This window comes from Lactobacillus huangpiensis, assembly GCF_019972815.1.
Taxonomy (GTDB): domain Bacteria; phylum Bacillota; class Bacilli; order Lactobacillales; family Lactobacillaceae; genus Lactobacillus; species Lactobacillus huangpiensis.
Genome location: NZ_BPPA01000014.1, coordinates 30,263 through 49,271 on the forward strand (window position 1 = coordinate 30,263; position 19,009 = coordinate 49,271).

The 19,009-nt window shown below is 32.5% G+C and carries 20 protein-coding genes and 1 other RNA gene; 4 read left to right on the plus strand and 17 right to left on the minus strand.

All coding sequences use genetic code 11. The features are described 5' to 3' along the window. Nucleotides 1-29: 29 nt before the first annotated feature. On the minus strand, nt 30-1,547 hold the full coding sequence (gene glpK / locus LDM90_RS08985; RefSeq protein WP_223896994.1) for a glycerol kinase GlpK: 1,518 nt from the start codon (nt 1,545-1,547) through the stop codon (nt 30-32). A gap of 145 nt (nt 1,548-1,692) precedes the next feature. On the opposite strand from glpK, the gene LDM90_RS08990 reads away from it, so the two are divergent. After that, nucleotides 1,693-2,571: a LysR family transcriptional regulator gene (locus LDM90_RS08990; protein ID WP_045927919.1), complete on the plus strand. Its 879-nt coding sequence runs from the start codon at nt 1,693-1,695 to the stop codon at nt 2,569-2,571. Nucleotides 2,572-2,592: 21 nt separating this feature from the next. Here the strand turns inward: LDM90_RS08990 and LDM90_RS08995 are convergent, their stop codons facing one another. Then, nucleotides 2,593-3,786, minus strand: coding sequence for an MFS transporter (locus tag LDM90_RS08995; RefSeq protein WP_198213785.1), 1,194 nt, complete (start codon nt 3,784-3,786; stop codon nt 2,593-2,595). Nucleotides 3,787-4,030: 244 nt separating this feature from the next. On the opposite strand from LDM90_RS08995, the gene LDM90_RS09000 reads away from it, so the two are divergent. Next, nucleotides 4,031-4,312: a DUF2628 domain-containing protein gene (locus LDM90_RS09000; RefSeq protein WP_223896995.1), complete on the plus strand. Its 282-nt coding sequence runs from the start codon at nt 4,031-4,033 to the stop codon at nt 4,310-4,312. A 176-nt stretch (nt 4,313-4,488) separates the two neighbouring features. On the opposite strand, the gene LDM90_RS09005 is transcribed toward LDM90_RS09000, so the two are convergent. From LDM90_RS09005 to LDM90_RS09070, 14 genes are all read right to left on the minus strand, one after another. After that, nucleotides 4,489-4,704, minus strand: coding sequence for a hypothetical protein (locus LDM90_RS09005; protein WP_034977671.1), 216 nt, complete (start codon nt 4,702-4,704; stop codon nt 4,489-4,491). A gap of 421 nt (nt 4,705-5,125) precedes the next feature. Then, nucleotides 5,126-5,491, minus strand: a transfer-messenger RNA (tmRNA) gene (gene ssrA, locus LDM90_RS09010). 63 nt (nt 5,492-5,554) lie between these two features. After that, a complete protein-coding gene (locus LDM90_RS09015; RefSeq protein ID WP_198213781.1) occupies nt 5,555-6,367 on the minus strand; it encodes a Cof-type HAD-IIB family hydrolase in 813 nt (270 codons plus the stop codon). 272 nt (nt 6,368-6,639) lie between these two features. Then, nucleotides 6,640-7,824: an acetate/propionate family kinase gene (locus tag LDM90_RS09020; protein ID WP_198213779.1), complete on the minus strand. Its 1,185-nt coding sequence runs from the start codon at nt 7,822-7,824 to the stop codon at nt 6,640-6,642. Between the two features lie 43 nt (nt 7,825-7,867). Next, nucleotides 7,868-8,869, minus strand: a complete 1,002-nt coding sequence (locus LDM90_RS09025) for a class I SAM-dependent methyltransferase (protein ID WP_223896996.1) — start codon at nt 8,867-8,869, stop codon at nt 7,868-7,870. Nucleotides 8,870-9,053: 184 nt separating this feature from the next. Beyond that, on the minus strand, nt 9,054-9,611 hold the full coding sequence (locus LDM90_RS09030) for a ComGF family competence protein (RefSeq protein WP_223898872.1): 558 nt from the start codon (nt 9,609-9,611) through the stop codon (nt 9,054-9,056). Then, nucleotides 9,553-9,798, minus strand: a complete 246-nt coding sequence (locus LDM90_RS09035) for a hypothetical protein (RefSeq protein ID WP_223896998.1) — start codon at nt 9,796-9,798, stop codon at nt 9,553-9,555. Before LDM90_RS09035 ends, LDM90_RS09030 begins: the two co-directional genes overlap by 59 nt. Before the next feature lie 19 nt (nt 9,799-9,817). After that, a complete protein-coding gene (locus tag LDM90_RS09040) occupies nt 9,818-10,240 on the minus strand; it encodes a pilus assembly FimT family protein (RefSeq protein WP_223896999.1) in 423 nt (140 codons plus the stop codon). Beyond that, a complete protein-coding gene (comGC, locus tag LDM90_RS09045) occupies nt 10,230-10,568 on the minus strand; it encodes a competence type IV pilus major pilin ComGC (RefSeq protein WP_223897000.1) in 339 nt (112 codons plus the stop codon). The genes LDM90_RS09040 and comGC overlap by 11 nt, the downstream gene beginning before the upstream one ends. 9 nt (nt 10,569-10,577) lie before the next feature. Then, complete coding sequence (locus LDM90_RS09050) at nt 10,578-11,582, minus strand: type II secretion system F family protein (protein WP_223897001.1); 1,005 nt, start codon at nt 11,580-11,582, stop codon at nt 10,578-10,580. Further along, entirely contained in the window at nt 11,548-12,522 is a 975-nt protein-coding gene (gene comGA / locus LDM90_RS09055) for a competence type IV pilus ATPase ComGA (RefSeq protein WP_198213769.1), read from the minus strand. Before comGA ends, LDM90_RS09050 begins: the two co-directional genes overlap by 35 nt. 118 nt (nt 12,523-12,640) lie before the next feature. Beyond that, nucleotides 12,641-13,174, minus strand: a complete 534-nt coding sequence (locus tag LDM90_RS09060; protein ID WP_223897002.1) for an NAD(P)H-dependent oxidoreductase — start codon at nt 13,172-13,174, stop codon at nt 12,641-12,643. Between the two features lie 23 nt (nt 13,175-13,197). Further along, complete coding sequence (locus LDM90_RS09065) at nt 13,198-13,875, minus strand: flavodoxin (RefSeq protein ID WP_223897003.1); 678 nt, start codon at nt 13,873-13,875, stop codon at nt 13,198-13,200. 302 nt (nt 13,876-14,177) lie between these two features. Continuing rightward, nucleotides 14,178-14,558 (minus strand): VOC family protein, encoded by a 381-nt coding sequence (locus tag LDM90_RS09070; protein ID WP_034977629.1) that lies wholly within the window; start codon nt 14,556-14,558, stop codon nt 14,178-14,180. Nucleotides 14,559-15,933: 1,375 nt separating this feature from the next. Here LDM90_RS09070 and LDM90_RS09075 point away from each other — a divergent pair. Beyond that, nucleotides 15,934-16,275 carry a helix-turn-helix domain-containing protein gene (locus LDM90_RS09075; protein ID WP_034977626.1) on the plus strand — a complete coding sequence of 114 codons (342 nt, stop codon included), beginning with the start codon at nt 15,934-15,936 and terminating at the stop codon, nt 16,273-16,275. Nucleotides 16,276-16,336: 61 nt separating this feature from the next. On the opposite strand, the gene LDM90_RS09080 is transcribed toward LDM90_RS09075, so the two are convergent. Continuing rightward, nucleotides 16,337-17,065 carry a YebC/PmpR family DNA-binding transcriptional regulator gene (locus LDM90_RS09080; protein ID WP_034977621.1) on the minus strand — a complete coding sequence of 243 codons (729 nt, stop codon included), beginning with the start codon at nt 17,063-17,065 and terminating at the stop codon, nt 16,337-16,339. Between the two features lie 261 nt (nt 17,066-17,326). Here LDM90_RS09080 and LDM90_RS09085 point away from each other — a divergent pair, with 261 nt between their 5' ends. Further along, complete coding sequence (locus LDM90_RS09085; RefSeq protein ID WP_373307187.1) at nt 17,327-18,937, plus strand: APC family permease; 1,611 nt, start codon at nt 17,327-17,329, stop codon at nt 18,935-18,937. Nucleotides 18,938-19,009: the final 72 nt, after the last annotated feature.

Sequence of the window (19,009 nt, forward strand, 5' to 3'; positions counted from 1 at the left end):
TTTAGCCTCTTTCTTTTTTATAAAAATTTCTAATTATTCTTTTGATATGGCTTATATGAAAAGCTCTGAGCAGCTTTAACAGCTGATTTCCAGCCTTCATAAAGGTGATCTCTTTCTGCACTGCTCATTTGTGGTTTAAAGGTTTTACCTACTTTTTGAATTTTCTTGATTTCATCAAAGTCTTTCCAAAAACCAATGGCTAAACCTGCAAGAAACGCTGCACCTAATGCTGTTGTTTCAAGGTTAGCCGCACGTTCAATTTCGATGCCTAAAATATCAGCTTGGAACTGCATTAAATAGTCATTATTAGCAGCACCACCATCAACCTTTAATTTTGGAATTTGAATCTTGGTATCTTCGTGCATCGTATCAATAACGTCAAGACTTTCATAAGCTAGAGACTGTAATGTGGCTTTTGTAAAGTCGTCACTGGTTGTTCCACGAGTCAGACCGAAAACAGCTCCACGGACATTAGAATCCCAGTATGGCGCTCCTAAACCGGTAAATGCAGGGACGACGAAAACTTCATTGTTATCTTTTGAGCGCTTGGCGGCTTCTTCTGATTGAGGAGCATCATCAATAATTCCCAGCTGATCACGCAACCACTGAATAGCTGAACCAGCAACGTAAATACTACCTTCCAAAGCATAATTTACTTTGCCGTTTATGCCATATGCCACAGTAGTTAACAAATTATTAGCTGAAAACTTAGGCTTTTCACCCGTATTCATAACGGTGAACGCACCAGTTCCATATGTGTTTTTAACCATTCCCGGCTCAAATGCCAACTGCCCAAACAAGGCTGACTGCTGGTCACCTGCCATGCCAGCAATTGGTACTTGACTGCCATAAAAGTGATATTCAGCTGTAGTGCCATAAATTTCGGAGTTAGAACGAATTTCAGGCAACATTTTTCTTGGAATGTTTAATAACTTAAGAATCTCATCATCCCAATCAAGTTTGGTAATGTTAAACAGCATTGTTCGACTTGCATTTGTATAATCTGTCACATGAACCTTGCCGCCAGTTAACTTCCAAACTAACCATGAATCAATAGTACCAAATAATAATTCACCGTTTTCTGCGCGTTCCTGCGCACCAGGAACATGATCAAGAATCCAACGAATTTTGGTTGCTGAAAAGTAGGCATCAGGAATTAAGCCAGTTTTTTCATGAATCATGTTTGAATAGCCATCAGCAATAATTTTATCTGCAATATCTGATGTCTGACGAGACTGCCATACAATCGCATGGTAAATTGGCAAGCCAGTCTTCTTATCCCAAATAACAGTCGTTTCACGCTGATTTGTGATACCAATAGCTGCAATTTGGTTGGGTTTAATCCCTGAGTTAATAAATGAATTGGCAATTGTAGATAAAACTGAATTCCAAATTTCATTGGCATCATGTTCTACCCAGCCAGGCTTAGGAAAATATTGGTTAAACTCTTTCCGTGAGTCAATTACTTTTTTACCAGAATGGTCCAAAATAATTGCCCTTGTACTAGTAGTACCTTCATCAATCGCTAAAATATATTTTTCAGCCATTATACTTTCTCCTTTTTAGTATTAAAACTAATTTTGTAAAGGTAACTGTCGTTACAATTCAATTTTACCCTCGCTTTTCGGGAAGCGCTAACATATAATGATAATAACTTATTAGTTAAAGTTATAAGTAAAAGGACAAAGTGTGATGAAATATAGTTTATTAACATATAAGTACTTTATTGACGTCGTTGAAACACAAGGATTTACCCCTGCTGCCAAAAGAAATTTTGTCTCCCAAACAGCAATTAGCAATGCAATAAAAAATTTAGAGAAAGACCTGGGCGTTCAACTTATTGATAGGTCAACTTCTCATTTTAAGGTCACTTTAGCCGGAATTAATTTGTACCATTGTGCAGTGCCTGTACTAAACAAATATTATGAGTTTAGCGAAAAAATCAGCCAATTAAACAATTCCTTTCAAACAATAAGAATTCATTATTTGCACGCCTTCAATTATTGGGCAGTTCAATTGGCACAGTCTCTTGCTAAAAACAATCCAGGTTTACAATTACAACTTGACACTGAAAACTTTGCCGCCAGTATACCTAAACTCGATGCAGGAGATTATGACGTATTGATTGGGTTTTCCACTGCCGTTAGTAAAATTAAAAATATCCATGTTAGAAAAATCGGAACAGCCAATTTTGGCATTTTGTTGAATCAAAAGGCTATTGATCAAAAAGGAAGACTCAAAAAGGAAGTTATAAAAAAGCAGCCCCTTTTCTTACAAAAATGGACTGCTACTGATAATAATGATGTACAAACAAAAATTAAAAATATTCTGGAAAAAATGAATATTAGTTATGAACAAATTAATTATTTAGATAGCTTTGACGCTGCTTTATCAAATGTTGTTTTAAATTATGGAATGGCTATATATCCGGAAGAGTTGCCACTGCCGAAAATATATGATGAATATGTTACTTTTTTACCAAACTTGCCTAAACTAAAATACGATGTTGTTGCGATATATAAAAATCCAGCTATTTATAATATATTAGAACATTCCCTGTCTAAAAAATAAGTATTAAGTTACTTTCTATAATTAGTCCAGTTTTCCCAATTTGCCTAAACCAGTAACTATAGTTATAAGCACTGAGAGAAACATGCAAACGGCAGCAACGACGAATATTGAATGGATTTCTGCTTTAATTAGAAAGCCACTAATTAAAGACATAACAGGACCAATTATTCTTGTTAGCGAAGTTGAAATAGAAGTTATTGTTCCTTTAAATTTAGATGGGGTTTCTGCTTGAATAACAGTAAAGAAGTTGGCTTGCGACCAGACGCTACCAAACGAAACCAATGCGTAACCAAAAGTGACCCAAATAAATGACTGGACATCAAGCATAATTAGGAAACCTCCCATTATTAACAGGGCAATCATAATCATTTGAGTACCAAGTCTCATGCTTTTATTAACGCGCAAATAAATAAAATTGCCTAAAATGCTTGCAATCGCTGCTACTGTGTAAAAAATACTGACCATATTGACAGAAACTTTCATTTCTTGTTTTAACAAAAAAGTAAGCATGGGAACAACTGCTTGAAAGCCAATGTTTGCCACGAAAAAACTTGCGATCAGCCATTTAATATCATGATGTGCAAATAAAAAAGTGATTCCATCTTTTGCGCTTTTATTAAAAGACTTTTCTTCTTTCACTGACTTAATTTCTTTATACAACGGTTCATAATCTTTAATGACATAGGTTAAGTAGCCAAAACTTAAGGCATCTAGCAAAAAACCACCTACGTAATCAATTAAATTAATAATGACAGCTGCAATACCTGGACCAAAAGTTTTTTGAATCGATGAAATTAATCCCATTTGTCCTGAAACGGAAGATAGTTCTTCTTTTTTAACCGATTCGGCTATGAAAATTTGATATCCGGTCCAAGTAATTAAATCAAATGAACCAAGTATAAAGACTACTAATAAAAGCCAATATAATGAAATATTTTTAATAACCAAAAATGGTGCAATTATAATTAGCACCATTTGCATTATCAAAGAAAAGAGCATGATTGTCTTACGAGAATATATATCAAAAATGGGTCCAATTGTTAGTCCAAACAATGCTGTCGGCAGATATTCAACTGCGGTTAAAAGTCCCATTATGACTGATGAATGAGTTCTAGACAGCATCAGCAGTGGAATTGCAAAAGTGTAAAATTGATCACCCAGTCCTGAAATGGCATAGCCTAAAAGTAGTTTATTTTTTTGTGTTAAATTTTTCATTGTGACTTCTTTTTAAATTTACGACAGACTATGTACTTAACTATTACAACGCACATAATTCGCCGTTTTTAAGTTTAAATTAATTTAAGTAGTTTTATTGTTAGTAAGATAGTTTTTAAATCAGATCGTTTTTTGATTTATTTTTAGTATAATAAATATATATAAATAGAATAACAAATTTTCTTAAGATTTGTCCATATTGCCAGCGACCTAAAACCTAAGGTAAAAATTAAGGAGTGTAAAAATGAAAGCAAATTTAAAAAGTGATAAAACAGGAGTAATTAAACGGGTGAAAGCTAGGGCAAGTTGGACAGCCCTTTTCTTTGGTGCGTGGGTACCAATCTTCAGAGGAGACTGGAAGTTTGCCATTCTTTTTGGAATTATTCAATTACTTGAATTTTTTTCTTTTGGAATTATAGGATTAATTATAAGAATTGTAACCTGTGTCAAATATAATTCTTGGTATATATCAGAACTACTAAATAATGGTTATTCTCCTGCTGATAAACCTCTGAACAGGTATTAAGACAAAAAGGTCTTTACCTAATCTGATGGGATTTCAAATAAACGAATTTATAATTACAAGTAGAATGGTAAACTTTAATACAACTAACTAAAATTAAACTATTCCAAAAAACAATTATCTCAAAATGTGACCTCAAAATTCATAAAATATTTGGAGGCTATTTTTTTGTTAAAATTTTATTTCTTGATTTCACACGCACTCACAATTTCTGAGATGCGAACTTCATTTTCTTCAGAACCTCCAATAAAAGTTAATTCTGGTTCATCATCTTCTTCATTCATAATATCTTGGACAAATATTGTTTTCGTTTTGCCATTTTTTAACTTAAATTGAACAGTTCTACCATAAAAATGTTTTCCTAACTCTTGCAATGTCATTTTATGTGGATCCATTTCATCAACTTCATAGTCATCAAACAATTTTTATATAATTTTGATACGGCAATAGATAAGCTTGTAAATCATCATTTTTAAATACTCAGTTAATATCAAGTAACATTTATTTCCACTTTTTAATTTTATAACACTTACTTATTTTTTATTGCTTCCCCTTTATCATAATACTCTATTGATTCCATTGTCTATATAGTTAATAAGCATTTTTGCTACACGATTAATTGCTTCATATTATTTTTACTGAATGATCTTTCACAGAAAATGTTTATCAAAAAATGAATTGTTATCTATTAACAAACACTTCACTTTGGTTTCCATATTCAAAAAATAAAATATTTAGATTATTTATTCATTTATGCCGTGCGAAAGCAAAATAAAGCCCTATGATTGCTTTATTCATAGGGCTTTATTTAAATATCTATGGAGGTGAGGGGAATTGAACCCCTGTCCAAACGCATTCCGTCACTGACATCTACGATCATAGTTATATTATTTGAACTTCACTAGTCCAAAACGCCATATAACAGGGCTAGTATGGGCTAGCTAACCTGGAATGACTCTTTTTAACTATTCAGATGAGGTAGTTAAACGTAACTCACTAAGTTGATACTTGAATTCAGACGTGAGTAATCCGAAAACAAGCAACACATGCGCCTAAATTAGGCAGCTAATGCGTAAGAATTTTCTTTATTTGCAGTTATAAAACTGTGACGTTTTTACGTAGACGTGACCTACGAACCGCAGTCAATGCGAATCTACGCCTGTCGAATCCCAAAACACCCCCGCTTTGGGTAGAAATAATTATAGCATAATATAGCAATCTTGCCTAATATTATAAAATCACTTTTTATTTATCAAAAACAAATTTGCTAAAAGCTAAGGCTATACCATCTTGATCATTTGATGCAGTTTCAAAGTCAGCTTGTTTTTTTGCTTCTGCAGAACCATTATTCATGACTACTGAAGTTCCAGCTACTTGAAACATTGGTATGTCATTTCGTTCATCCCCAATTGCCATTATTTCTTCCGTTTTGTAATTTAACTTTTGTGCTAAGTACTGTAATGCAATACCTTTATTAACATTGGCATGCATTACTTCTAAAAAATTAACGGCTGCTCTGACAACATAATTATCTTGACCAAAAACATGCTTAACTTCAGCTTCAATTTCATCTAGTTTTTCTTTTTCATCGCCAAAAACGGCTTTGATAACAGTTTCTTTACTTGATAAATCTTGTGGTTTCCTAATCAATATTCCGGCATTATTTTCCCATGCCTGCGTTACTGTTATTCTACCCACATTCAAATTGCTGGTAATAATTTGACTGTCAGCATTCACAATATTATAAAAAACTTTGTTTTTCTGACTAAATTTGTCAATTGCTTCATAAGTTTTTGCAGACAAACATTTCTCAAGTAATTTTACGTGCAACCCTGTTTCAATTACGGCACCATTAAAAGTTATTACATATTGATTATTGTTTTTCAACGCTAATTCATCAATGAATTTTTTAACTCCAGCATAGGGCCTTCCTGAACATAAGACCACTTTAACATTTTTGCTAATTGCTTTTGTAATTGCTTCTCGAGAGGATTCTAGAATCTTACCTTGACTATTTAATAAAGTATCATCAACATCAACAGCTACTAATTTAATCATTTATGTTTCTTTCTATGGTTCTTTCCAATAGTTAGTTATTGTATAGCCTGGCTTCCAAGCTTACTTTTCATTATACAGAAATTTTCAAAATAAAAAATTGTATATCTATAGGGTTTTAAACATTTATTTATGTTAACTGTTAACTCAAAATATGTAAATTCTATAACTAAGTCACTTCTAAGATCAGCAAATCCACCTCATATTAGCTCATTTTCAAAATAAAAGAAAACCGTTAAGAAACTTTCTTAACGGTTCATAATTTTTTGTTTTTATTAATTCAAATGTGCTAATCGAACGACATCACGCTCAATCATTAATTCCTCATCAGTTGGAATAATTAGAGCTTTAATCTTTGAATCTGGTTTAGTAATAAACTTCTCGCCATTGGATTTATTTGCTTCCAAGTCAGGCTTTAAGCCTATAAATTCAAAAGATTTCATTACATTTTCACGAATGCCGGAATCATGCTCACCTACGCCTGCTGTGAAAATAATTGCATCTGCGCCCTTCATTTCCACCATATAGGAGCCAATATATTGGATAACACGATTTACAAAAATAGCTCTAGCGAGATCAGCTTTTTTATCAGAATTATTCTCTAGATCACGCATATCAGAAGAAATTTCAGAAATTCCCAGCAGACCAGACTTATCATTCAAAATCTCAATCATTTCATTGATATCAATATGGTCTTTATTCATGATATATTGCAAAACAGATGGGTCAACATCACCTGAGCGTGTACCCATAGTTATACCAGCCAATGGAGTAAAGCCCATTGATGTATCAAAGGACTTACCACCTTTAACTGCAGTGATGGATGCACCTGAACCAAGGTGACAAACAATTAACCTTAAATCTTTAACATCTTTACCCAACATCTGAGCAGCGCGTCCTACAATATAACGAACAGAAGTACCATGAGCACCATACTTACGAACGCCATATTTCTCATAATAATGATAGGGAATCGAATACATATAATGCACAGGATCTAAAGTTTGATGGAATGAGGTATCGAAAACGCCTACTTCAGGAACACCAGGTAGCAATTTCATAAAGGCCTCAATGCCCTTCCCTTCTGCCGGATTATGAAGTGGAGCATATTCCTTCAAATCATAAATCTTTTGAAGTTTTTCCTTGTCAATTAGAGCAGAATCAGTAAAGTCTTCTCCACCTGCAACTATTCTATGGCCAACACCTACAATTTCACTCAAATCGTTAATCACATGGTATTTCTTTAATGCTTCAAGTAGTAAATTAACTGCAGTTTCCTGATCTGGAATGGCAACATTCTCTGAATGTTTTTCACCATTCTCCAGTTCAATTTCAAAAGAAGAACCGTCAATACCAACTCTGTCAGCAATTCCATTTGCTAAAACCTTTTCTTCAGGTAAAGCAAACAACTTATATTTAAATGAAGAACTGCCTGAGTTGATTGCTAAAACTTTTTTCATAAATGTAATTCCTCCATAAACTTGACTTTGAAATTTTCACAAATCAATCAATGTTTTTAGTATACCACTCATTTAGTTTAACATTAAGCTTTATTAGGTCTTGTTCACTTTTAAATGAATCTAACTTTGTGAGAAAAACTTCACTATTTCTGATATTTTTTCCATGATTTTGAAAGGCCAAAATTGATTTTTGATTAAATTTATTCTGAAAAGCACTGTCTGGTAACTCAATTATTGCACGCAGAAAAACCTTATCAGTTAGCCATGGCATAAAGTCACCACCACCTTTGCCAGACAAAATATTCTGTGGCACAATCAGGAAAGCATAGCCACCGGCTTTAAGATTTTTAATGGTCTGTTCAATAAATAAAAGATGAGCAAGCGAATGTCCATTCTCAGATTTGGTAGCAAAATTTTTAGCGTTTTTATCAATTGGATAATAACCAACTGGTAAGTCACTTACAACAACATCAGGGCTTTTAAACATCCAGGGAGTTAGAGCATCCTGACAAAACATTTCAATATCAATATCACTCAAATGAGCTTCAATATCAGCAAAGCTCAACATTTCTTCATCATTATCAATACCATAAAGTTCAAAATCAGACTTTGAATGATTAGCACTTTTCAACTGATTGACTACAGAAAACAATAAATTTCCAGTTCCAATAGCAGGATCGGCAATTATCAACCTTTCCTTTGGTAAAAGTTTTAACATAAACATTGCAATTACTGTTGAAATCGCAGGAGGCGTCGGCATCTGATTAACATCCAACCCGTCTTCATTAATTGCTTTTAAAGTTAAATAAGTAAAAATTTGCAGCTTTAGCTTATTAGAAAGTCTGCTATAATCTAATTTTTCATATTTTTGACTCAATTCTTGAACCGTTTTTTTGTCGGGAGCTCCCAGTTCAACCTTAATTTGACTATTTTCAAGATTATCAAAAGTTTCTGTCAGAGCTTCACCAAATGAGACATTCAATGCCTCTTGCAAGCATTTAATACAGTCCAAGAAATTATTAAACAGTTTTTCAATATTATCCATTGCTTATTCCCCTTATCTCTTAAATATTTTAATAGAAGAAAGGTAATTAGAGCAAGAGAATCAATTATTAATTAAATACTCAATTAATAAAAAATCATTTTCCATGCTCTCTTGATAAACATCTAGATAAAATTGAATAAAAATTAAGCAGGTGATTAATACCAAAATACTGCTAAGAAAAGCATTAGCTTTTAGTCTTAGTCTTTTGTTTTTGATCATTTAATACCTTCTCTTTCTCTTTTTTTGTCGGTCTAGAGCTAAATTTAAAATATAATTCTGATTTTCTGCCGTCTGTTTCTGTAACTTCTATTTTCACCATTCTATCATTGGTTGTAAAGCTAGACCTTTTTACATCTAACAATAGGGGCATATGTCCGCCTTCAGGAGTGGTTACGCGCAACATATTTTTATACTGAGTCAAACGATATATTGTATCTTTCCCTTGCGCATCAATTTTCTTAAAAACAGCCTTTTCAGAATTAGATCTCTCTGGTAAGGTAAATACTTTTTCATTCTGTTTCTCTTTAATAAATCGATTTAGTTGCACATATGAAAATACAATGTCATCAGTCCGATGTTGAACTTTATTTACTAAAGTAAGGCTTTTTACTAAATTCTGTAAAATTAGAACTACCACCAATGTCACAAACACCGCAAATACTGCTTCCGCCAAAATGAAGCCTTTAGTTTTTAATTTTGTATGTCTTTTTTTCTGCCATATCATAAATGCTATTACTACCATTAAGCTCATAAATATGATCGTGGATTAATATTCTTTTTAATCCATGCTTTTTCAAAACACTCCAAGCATATGTGCGATCAGTCTTTTGTTCTACTTTACGCTCAATTATTCTACTTTCTCTGACTGTTAAAGCTAACGTTATGACACTGATTGTTGCGATCATCAAACCAATCATGCTTTCTGCCATTAGGAACCCACTCTTTTTCCTATTTATCATCAATTGCTCGTCCCCAAGTCATTTGCAACTTCACTTTTCGTGTATAGTGATGGTTAGTAACAGTAATTGTGTGAGGTGGTAACGAACCACTAATTGAAATTTTTAATAGACTTAAGTTACTTATACTTATTTGTGGTTTTATTTTTATTGTCTGCGGCTTTTTTCCACCAATAATTATCAATTTTTTTGACGGAGGATAATATCTGACTATACTTGTGCGGTTTTGTATAGCTGATCTTCTTGCTGCATGTTCAATAGAGCTTTTAATCTCTTTGACCGTGTTTTCCAATATCAGCTTTTCCCTATATTCATTTATTTTTATAGTGCCTAGACCCACTAATCCAAGCATAATAGTGAGGGTAACAACCATTTCAGCCAGAGTAAATCCTTGCAACTTGAACTTATTTAGCATTTTTTTCAACTACACCATCATTTACAGTATAGTTTTTAGACTTTGAGAATTGCTTCTTCGTTAAGTAGCCATCATCAAACATATTTTGAAAGTTAATTTCTTTACCATTACGGTCTTTATCATCCTCATAAAGTGTGGCTTGAGTTTGCAAAGTCGATTTAAAAGCATCATTAGTCCTGTCACTAGCATTATTTTTCTGCTTAGTTAAATTTGGTGCGATGATTATAAGCAGCATCACTATGATTGCAACCACTACTACCATTTCAATCAAAGTAAAACCTTTTACCTTACGTTTATCAGTTGTAGATTTTGTTATGATGTTTTTCACTTTTTCCTCCTATATTTCCTGCATCATTGCATACATTGGCAATAAAAGTTTCAAATATAATCCAATAATGCATAAACCAATTAAAATAAAACAAATGGGTTGAACATTTACTATTAGTTTTTCTATTTTTTGTGTTAGATCGTTAAAAAAAGAACGTCCTAATAATAAAAACTTCTTACTCAAGTCATCTCTTGTTGATCCGGCTTTTAATAGCAATAAAATTTCATTAGGCAAAAATTGCTCTTTTTCTATGATTTCTTCAGGATTCATCCCCTTAGCCAGCTGTTTTCCAACCTTTTTTCCTACATATTGCTGTAAAGATCCCTTAACTTGCATAGCTGAATAGTCACAAATCTTTTGCAAGGAAAAGCCACTAGCCAGTAGTAGTCCGGTGTCATAGATCAAGATATATTTCACATAAATTTGAATTAATGGCCCAACAATTGGAAAGCTACTAAGTCTCTTCAAAGAGCGATAATCTTGTTTTCTCAATAAGAAAATCATTCTACACATGAAATAAACTAAACTTAAACTCAAAATTAATAAAAGCAATAACAGGTAGTCTCCAGTATGTTCACCAGATTCAGCAAACTGATTGGATACAAAAGTCTGCATAAACAATAAAAGAAAAATCATCATTAACACTAAAATAAAAGGGTATGTCATTTCAGATTTTAACTTTTTTATTTGTTCATGTTTCAAACGAGTTAGAGTCGCAATTTGGGTAAGACATTCAATTAGGTTTCCCTGTACCATTGACAGCTCAATCTGAGTAGCAATAGTCTTAGAAAAGCCCAAATTAAGCATTTCGAAACTTAGTTTTTTTCCTGACTGAATGCTGTTACTTAACCTATTAAATAAGTTCTTTCTTTTAGGCCATATTATTGGCATCATTTCTAAACTGGTATTTAACGAAAAGCCATTTGATAAACTATTTTGTAAATATTCTAGAAATTCAATCCGTTCTTTATTTGTTAGCTTATCCTGCCTGAAATTGTTCAAAGACCTGTTCACTAATTCTTTTCCTTTCCTTTAGCTTGACCAAATTTTGGTGCCAACTAACATAATCACCTCGTTTATGCTTGCTTATGTCTGCCTGTAATTGATGTCCACTATCAATATCCATTAAGCAGGCAAAACCCGTATTAGTTGGCAGTAAGCGTTGATAGCTAACAGCGGTCAAACAATTATAAAGATCAGCCGCATTAATATTTAGACTTTCCAATCTCGAAATAGTCTGCAAAGTACTTTTGGCATGAACAGTTGCAAAAACAAGATGGCCACTTAGAGCAGCATCTACTGCCAGCCTTGCAGTTATTGCATTTCTAATTTCACCGATTATTAGAATATCTGGTCTATGACGTAAAGCTGCTTCAAGCAACCTGGAATATGTGATTTCCGCTGTCATGTTAACCTGCGTTTGTAAAAAATTTATTTCATGTATTTCAACAGGATCTTCAATCGTCATAACCATCTGATTTTGACCTATCATTTTTGCCAAGTTATACATAGTTGTAGTTTTACCCGATCCTGTAGGACCACTTGTAACTATTAAGCCTCTTCTTTGAGCCAAAGTTTTCAGATTCTCAATTTGTTCATCAAAAAAATATTTACCTGTACTTATCTGATAAATAATTCTAATTACCAAAGATTCATGATCATTGAAATCTCCAATACTTGATAACCGCAAGTAATATATTTGTCCCTTAAAATCATATTCGAATGCTCCTACTTGTGGTCTACGATGTTCGGCTATATCCATTTGAGCAGCAAATTTTAGAAAATTGATCATTTCTTTGCCTTCTCTTATTGAATATTCAGCCTGATTTTCTATACCCATAATTGTGCGAAATCTCACAACTAGATTAACTCCCCGCATTAAAAAGAAAATGTCACTTGAATGCTTATTTATTGCATCTTCAATTAAAGAATTAACAGCTTCTTTGATTTTCATAAAAACCTCCTTATCTTGCTACCATTATTAATTACGCAAAAAAAAGAATTTTTCTCATATAACAAAAAAGCTCACACAATTGTGTGAGCTTAACTAAAATAACTAATGAGAAAGAAAGCTATTTGTTGCTTAAAATATAGTCAACATATCTCTCAGATTCTTTTTTTAACTGTTCATCTGTTAGATTTTGCATTACTCCTTGGAGGATAAAAGGTTTCAGAAATTTTGTCCCAATCAAGTTACTTGTAGCTTTAAAAGGAATAAGCATTTCATCAATGGTATAATAAAAATCACCGTAAATATGATAATTTTTAGCTGGAGCACCAGTAGAAACAGCAATAATCATCTCTTTGCCTTTAAGAGCATTTCCGCTACTTCCATAAGCCCAGCCATGTAGAAGAACTTTGTCTTCCCATTTTTTTAATAAGCTGGGGGAACTATACCAGTACATTGGAAATTGTAAAACTATTCTACCGGCTTTTTCTAACAGACTTTGCTCTAATTCTACATCTATTTTTTCATTTGGATACTTTTCGTATTCATCCCTTACTATCACCTCCTTTGAAGAATTTTTCAGAACTTCTTGTTTCAAAGCTTTATTTACTCGTGAATTATTTATATGAGGATGAAAAATTAAAACTAAAGTTTTCAATATGGTTTCCTTTCTTTTTATGTTTAATATCCTAAATCATGAAGCCAAGAATCTACTTTGGCTTTGGCAGAAGCAGCATTTTCTCCTTTAATTTCAAAGCCTTTTTTCAATTTTGCTTTTGGAAAAACATTATGAATAGTATTTAATGACTTGCCCCAACCTGAACTCGCATTTGTAGAAAAGGGTATTATTGTTTTATTATTAAGGTCGACCTGATCCATAAAAGTCCTGACAATCATTGGAATATCATCCCACCAAATTGGGTAACCCAAAAAGATGGTGTCATATTTAGAAACTATAGGCAGCTCCCCTTCTATTTTTGGTCTAGCCTTATTTTTTTGCTCCCTTTCTGCTTGACTTACTGTTTTATCATAAGACTTTGGATAAGCTACCCTGGGTTTAATCTCAAAAATTTGAGCACCAGTAACTTTTTTAATTTCATCAGCGATACGCGCAGTATTTCCTCGCTTTAAATTAACTCCAGGATAATTTTGACCAGATCTTGAAAAATAAACGATTAAAACGTGACTTCTGTTTAAACTTTTTACTTTTTTAGTTGAAACCTGTTCATTTCTTTTGTCATCAGCTTTTTCCTGAGCCTGATTTCTATTTATAAACCAGTACATGCCTAAACCCAGAAACACTAGTATTAAAAGTAAGACCACAATAACTGTAGTTTTCTGCTTTGAAAATTTTTTCATTGATATTCTCCCAAAGTCTGCTTATAAAATTAATGATTGATTCGTTTATCAAATTATAAAAGCTAATAAATATAAGTTAGTTTTTTATATTTATTATTTCTCATTTACATAAAATTTATAGTTTGCCTGGCTTTATTGCCGTTCACCACCTTTTACAATAAAAGTTTAAAGTCACGGTTAATAATTGTCTAATACTTAAAAAGCATGCTTAATCATGCTTTTGTCGCAATAAATCAGAAAATTTCACAAATAAAAAAACATACAATAGTCTGTATGTTCTTTATTTTATTTTTTAAAAACGTTTATATATAATTGGAAATTTCAATTAGATTCTGATCTGGATCTCTAACGTAAATTGATTTTATTTTTCCCTCAGCACCAGTTCGCAAAACTGGCCCTAAAACGATATGTAAGTTATTTTTTTGAAAAGTCTTCAGTAAATCATCAATTGGCTTATCACTGATCAGACAAATATCTCCAGACCCTGGCGTTGGAAATTCAGCTTTAGGATCAATTTCATGTCCCAATTCATGTAAATTAATTTTTTGATGTCCAAGTTTTAAAGCAGTCCGGCCATTTTGAAAATTAATTGTTTCTATACCAAAATATTTATGGTAAAAATCAGTAGTTGTTTTAATATCTTTAACTGTAAGCACTAAATGATCAAGTCCAATTATAGCCATATTTGCCTCCCCTTTTTTGCGATTATTATATAATGACACAGAGAAAAATGTTTGGATTTGGTTTTGAGTGTTTGTTTCAAACAAAAAAAGCAACACTTTCGTGTTGCTTTAATCCATTAAATACCTATTCTTACTGCGATTTTAAAAACATACTTATTTAGATAGAAAAATTTTTTATTATATGAATAAACACTAGGAATAATAAAATTAGATCTTCACAGATAATGAGTTGATATTTAAGGTTGAAACTTATTGGCATCACTCCCCTTTCTATTTAATAATTTCAGAGGTAAGCATAATTAAGTCAAAAAGCAATAAATTTTTGTTCTTAAATTAAAATTACTATTGGTTTTTAACTGAGTTAAAGAAAAAACTCTGTCAGAATCAAGTCTTTTTTGTAGTCTCAATTACCAATTTCTCATAATAATATAAGTTAGTGCAGCTTGCATATAAGTTTTTTATTAAAACCATTATTTAAGCATTATCAAAAGTTAAATAGGGTTATCCCCAATTTTCAATTTTTCATTATGGCAAACTATTTATTAATATTTAAAAATATATTATTTTATTATTAATTTTAACCAAAAACAAAAGACAATTTTATCATTAACTTAATTTTACATTTTTCCTATATGTATCTATAAACTTCACTTAAAAATTAAACCCATCACCGGTTATTACGCCAAAAAAAGTTAATCCACTTTTTCATAGCATTCATTTTTAATGAAGATAGCATCTTAATGTCTCTTTATTCCCAAATTTTTACCTTATCATCTACCGTTATAGGTGTTATAAAAAAGAGACCGATAAATTTTAGCTATAATAAATACATATATAATATTTTTTGATAAAATATTGATTAGCAATCTAAGTTGTAATCAAATAAACCTGATTACAGCCTAAGCCAACTATTAGAATTGTTACAATTCAAAAATTATATGCTAGGTAAAATGAATATGTAAAAATCCATTAGTTGTGATTGCTAATCAATACATTGCAACAAAACATTTTTTATTGCTATTTTGTCTCTTTGTATATATCATTAACAAAGAAGTAAAAACTACTAAAAATGTTTTCTTTAGCCCAGATATTATTAAATATGAACATTTTAATTGAACATATTTTATTTAGGCTACTACTAACCTCCCGTTTTTTTAAAATTGCAACATTTGATATTGCTTTTTCTACTACCACAAGTGATACTATATAAGTATATAAAAAAGTAGTCGATGTTGAACGCAGACTACTAAATTAGTTAACACGATGATAAAAATCATGCCGACCACTATGTGGATGCTTTTATTATATTACCATTTATGATAGCGGTCAAGCACAAATACAATCATTTGTGATACTTTTTTAAGGAAGAATTTGAATGAATGTATATTCGCGTATTTTTGATACCGCTAAAAAACATGGCATGTCTATTAAAGAACTTGCTAGAAAAGCCCAAATTGGTGAAAATAGTATTTATAGGTGGAAAACTATTAAACCTTCCACGCAATCTTTGACTAAAGTAGCTCGAGAATTGCACGTTTCTACTGATTATTTATTAGGTCAAGAAAAAGGTAGTAATAAAAAAGACTGCCTAGATATAGCTAATAAAAATGCTCAGTTATTATATGAAGGTCAACATGTACCCGAAAAATATGTCAACATGCTCCGCTTTATTATGGAAGAAGATCGCGCAGAAAAAACTAAAACTCCCGAAAATTAAGAAAAAAAATTCCCCAGAATTGACCAGTCAATTCTGGAGAAACAATTAAATAAGATTTTTCTTATTCTTCGTCAGCTGCAGCCGTATAAACATTCTGAACATCATCATCATCTTCTAGAGCATCAACCAAATGGTCAAATTGCTCTTTTTTATCATCTGGAACAGGTGTTGTGTTTTCAGGTATCATTGTCAATTCTGCGTTGGCTAACTTATAGCCATCTTTTTCAAGTGCATCACGAACTTGCGCAAATTGTTTTGGATCTGTATAAATTTCATAAGCATCATCGCTGGTTTGCAAGTCATCTCCACCAGCATCCATTACGTCAAGCAACATCTGATCCTCATCAGCATCAGTAGTTGTGCGATCAATGACAATATAACCTTTACGATTGAACATATAAGCAACTGAACCAGTTGCTCCTAAAGAACCACCATTACGAGTAAACGCTACTCTGACAGCAGAAGCAGTCCGATTCTTATTATCAGTCAGTGCTTCAACAAAGATAGCCACACCACCCGGTGCGTATCCCTCATAAGTGATTTCATCATAATGCTCTTCTGAATTGCCCTCTGCCTTTTTAATAGCCCGGTCAATATTTGACTTAGGCATATTGTTAGCATGTGCCTTGTCCATAACCATACGCAAGTTAGGATTTCCGGAAGGGTCAGGACCACCATTCTTTGCAGCCATGTATATTTCACGAGATAATTTTTGGAAAATCTTACCCCTCTTTGCGTCTTGTGCATTCTTGCGGCCTTGGATATTGTGCCATTTTGAGTGTCCTGACATTTAAGAATCCTTCTTTCTTTTCTTATCATTAACGATATTATCTTACCGCAGAGGACTATAAATTTCAATACAAGCAACTATTTCTCCCGCTTTTTTAATCAAATTTGAATGTGCTTTCATTAAAATAAGTTTGTCTAGCCTCTGGTCATCTTTTTATTTAATTAGTAAAATAAAAACATTAGTTGTTTTTCAAAGGAGAGAACTTTAGTGGAGGAAATAAATTCAAACAAAAAGTATATTTCTTGGCCCGTTTTAACATTGATGGCTTTTTGTACTGTTATTGGGTTAGACGATATAATGTACAACTTCCAGAATCAAGGAATGCCGGTTGTTACTTCGTGGATTATCATGTGTTTATTTTATGTTATTCCTTATTCTTTAATGGTTGGGCAACTGGGATCTGTTTTCAATAATGAAGGTGGAGGCTTATCTTCTTGGGTTCGTGGGACTAATGGCGAATTTCTGGGATATTTTACTGCCTGGACATACTGGGCTGCATCTATTCCCTATGCTGTTGATTCTGCTAATGAAATTATAGTTGACATTGGTTGGGCACTGACAGGTTCTGAAAAGTTTCAAAGCCAAATTTCTAACACAAAATTTGCTTTAATGACATTCGCCATGTTTATTATTTTCATTATTGTTGAACATTACTTTTCTCACTCAATGGAAGTCTTATCTACTATTGGTGGTGGACTCATGCTTATTATGACCTTGATGTTTGTTTTCCTGGCATTTCTAGGACTGGCAAAATCAGGTGGTCATATGGCTACACAACCATTTACCTGGCGGACATTAATTCCCAAGTTTGACATGCATTATTGGACGACTATCGCAATGCTCATTTATGCTTTAAATGGCTGTGAACTTGTTGCTCCTTATGTGACCAAAATGAAAAAGCCTAAGTCTGACTTTCCAAAAGCAATGATTGCACTTGCTTTAATGACTATTTTTTTAACAGTGTTCGGTTCATTTGCTTTGGGAATATATTTTAACAGTTACCATATTCCAAACGATTTAAAAATGAATGGTGCCTACTATGTCTTCGATATGGTAGGGCATCAATATGGTTTGGGCAAAACTTTGCTTTATGTATGGGCTTGGACTTCTGTCTTTTATAACGCTGCTTTATTAGCAGTACTGCTTGACGCAATGACCAGAATGCTCATTTCTGATACTGGCGACAAGTACATGCCTAAATTTTTACAGAAAAAAGATAAAAACGGCCTTCCTATCAATGGTTACGTATTAACCGTTTCTTTATCAGCATTTATCATGCTCTTAGGTATCTTTTTACCAGACATGAACGACATTTTTAATTGGCTATTGAACTTAAATGGCATCATCTCACCGGGAGTAACTTGCTGGATATTTTTCTCGTTTATGCAAATTAGGAAAAACTCTAAAAAGTTTACTTCAGACTATGTCTTTATTAAAAACGATAAATTAGGATATCTTGCGGGACTATTTTTACTAATAGTTACTGCTGCGGCTACAATTTTAGGCATTGCACCACAAGATATTAAAAAATTCAGCGGTTATTGGTGGTATGAACTAATTATCAACATAATTGCAATTATTGTCTTAATTGGCTTAGGAGTCATATTACCAAGCATCAGACGTCGTGAAGAAGAGTATGGCATTGCATTTAACCGTAAACAATGGATCACTATGTTCATCTTAATCATTGGTTCAATTATCTTTGACCTTTATTTAGGCGAAAAAAATGCTTTATTTAATAATGCGGTCATTAATTTTGGTCAGGTAAAAATTGGTATAAATATCTTTTTGATTCTTATCGAAACAGTATTCGCAATTTTAATCTGCTGGCTAGTTGGCAAAAGAAAACCCATTACAACTAAAGAAATATAGATAAAAGCAGGAATGTTGCTAATAACATTTCTGCTTTTGCTTTTATTTTGCTTTTAAATTAATGAATATCTG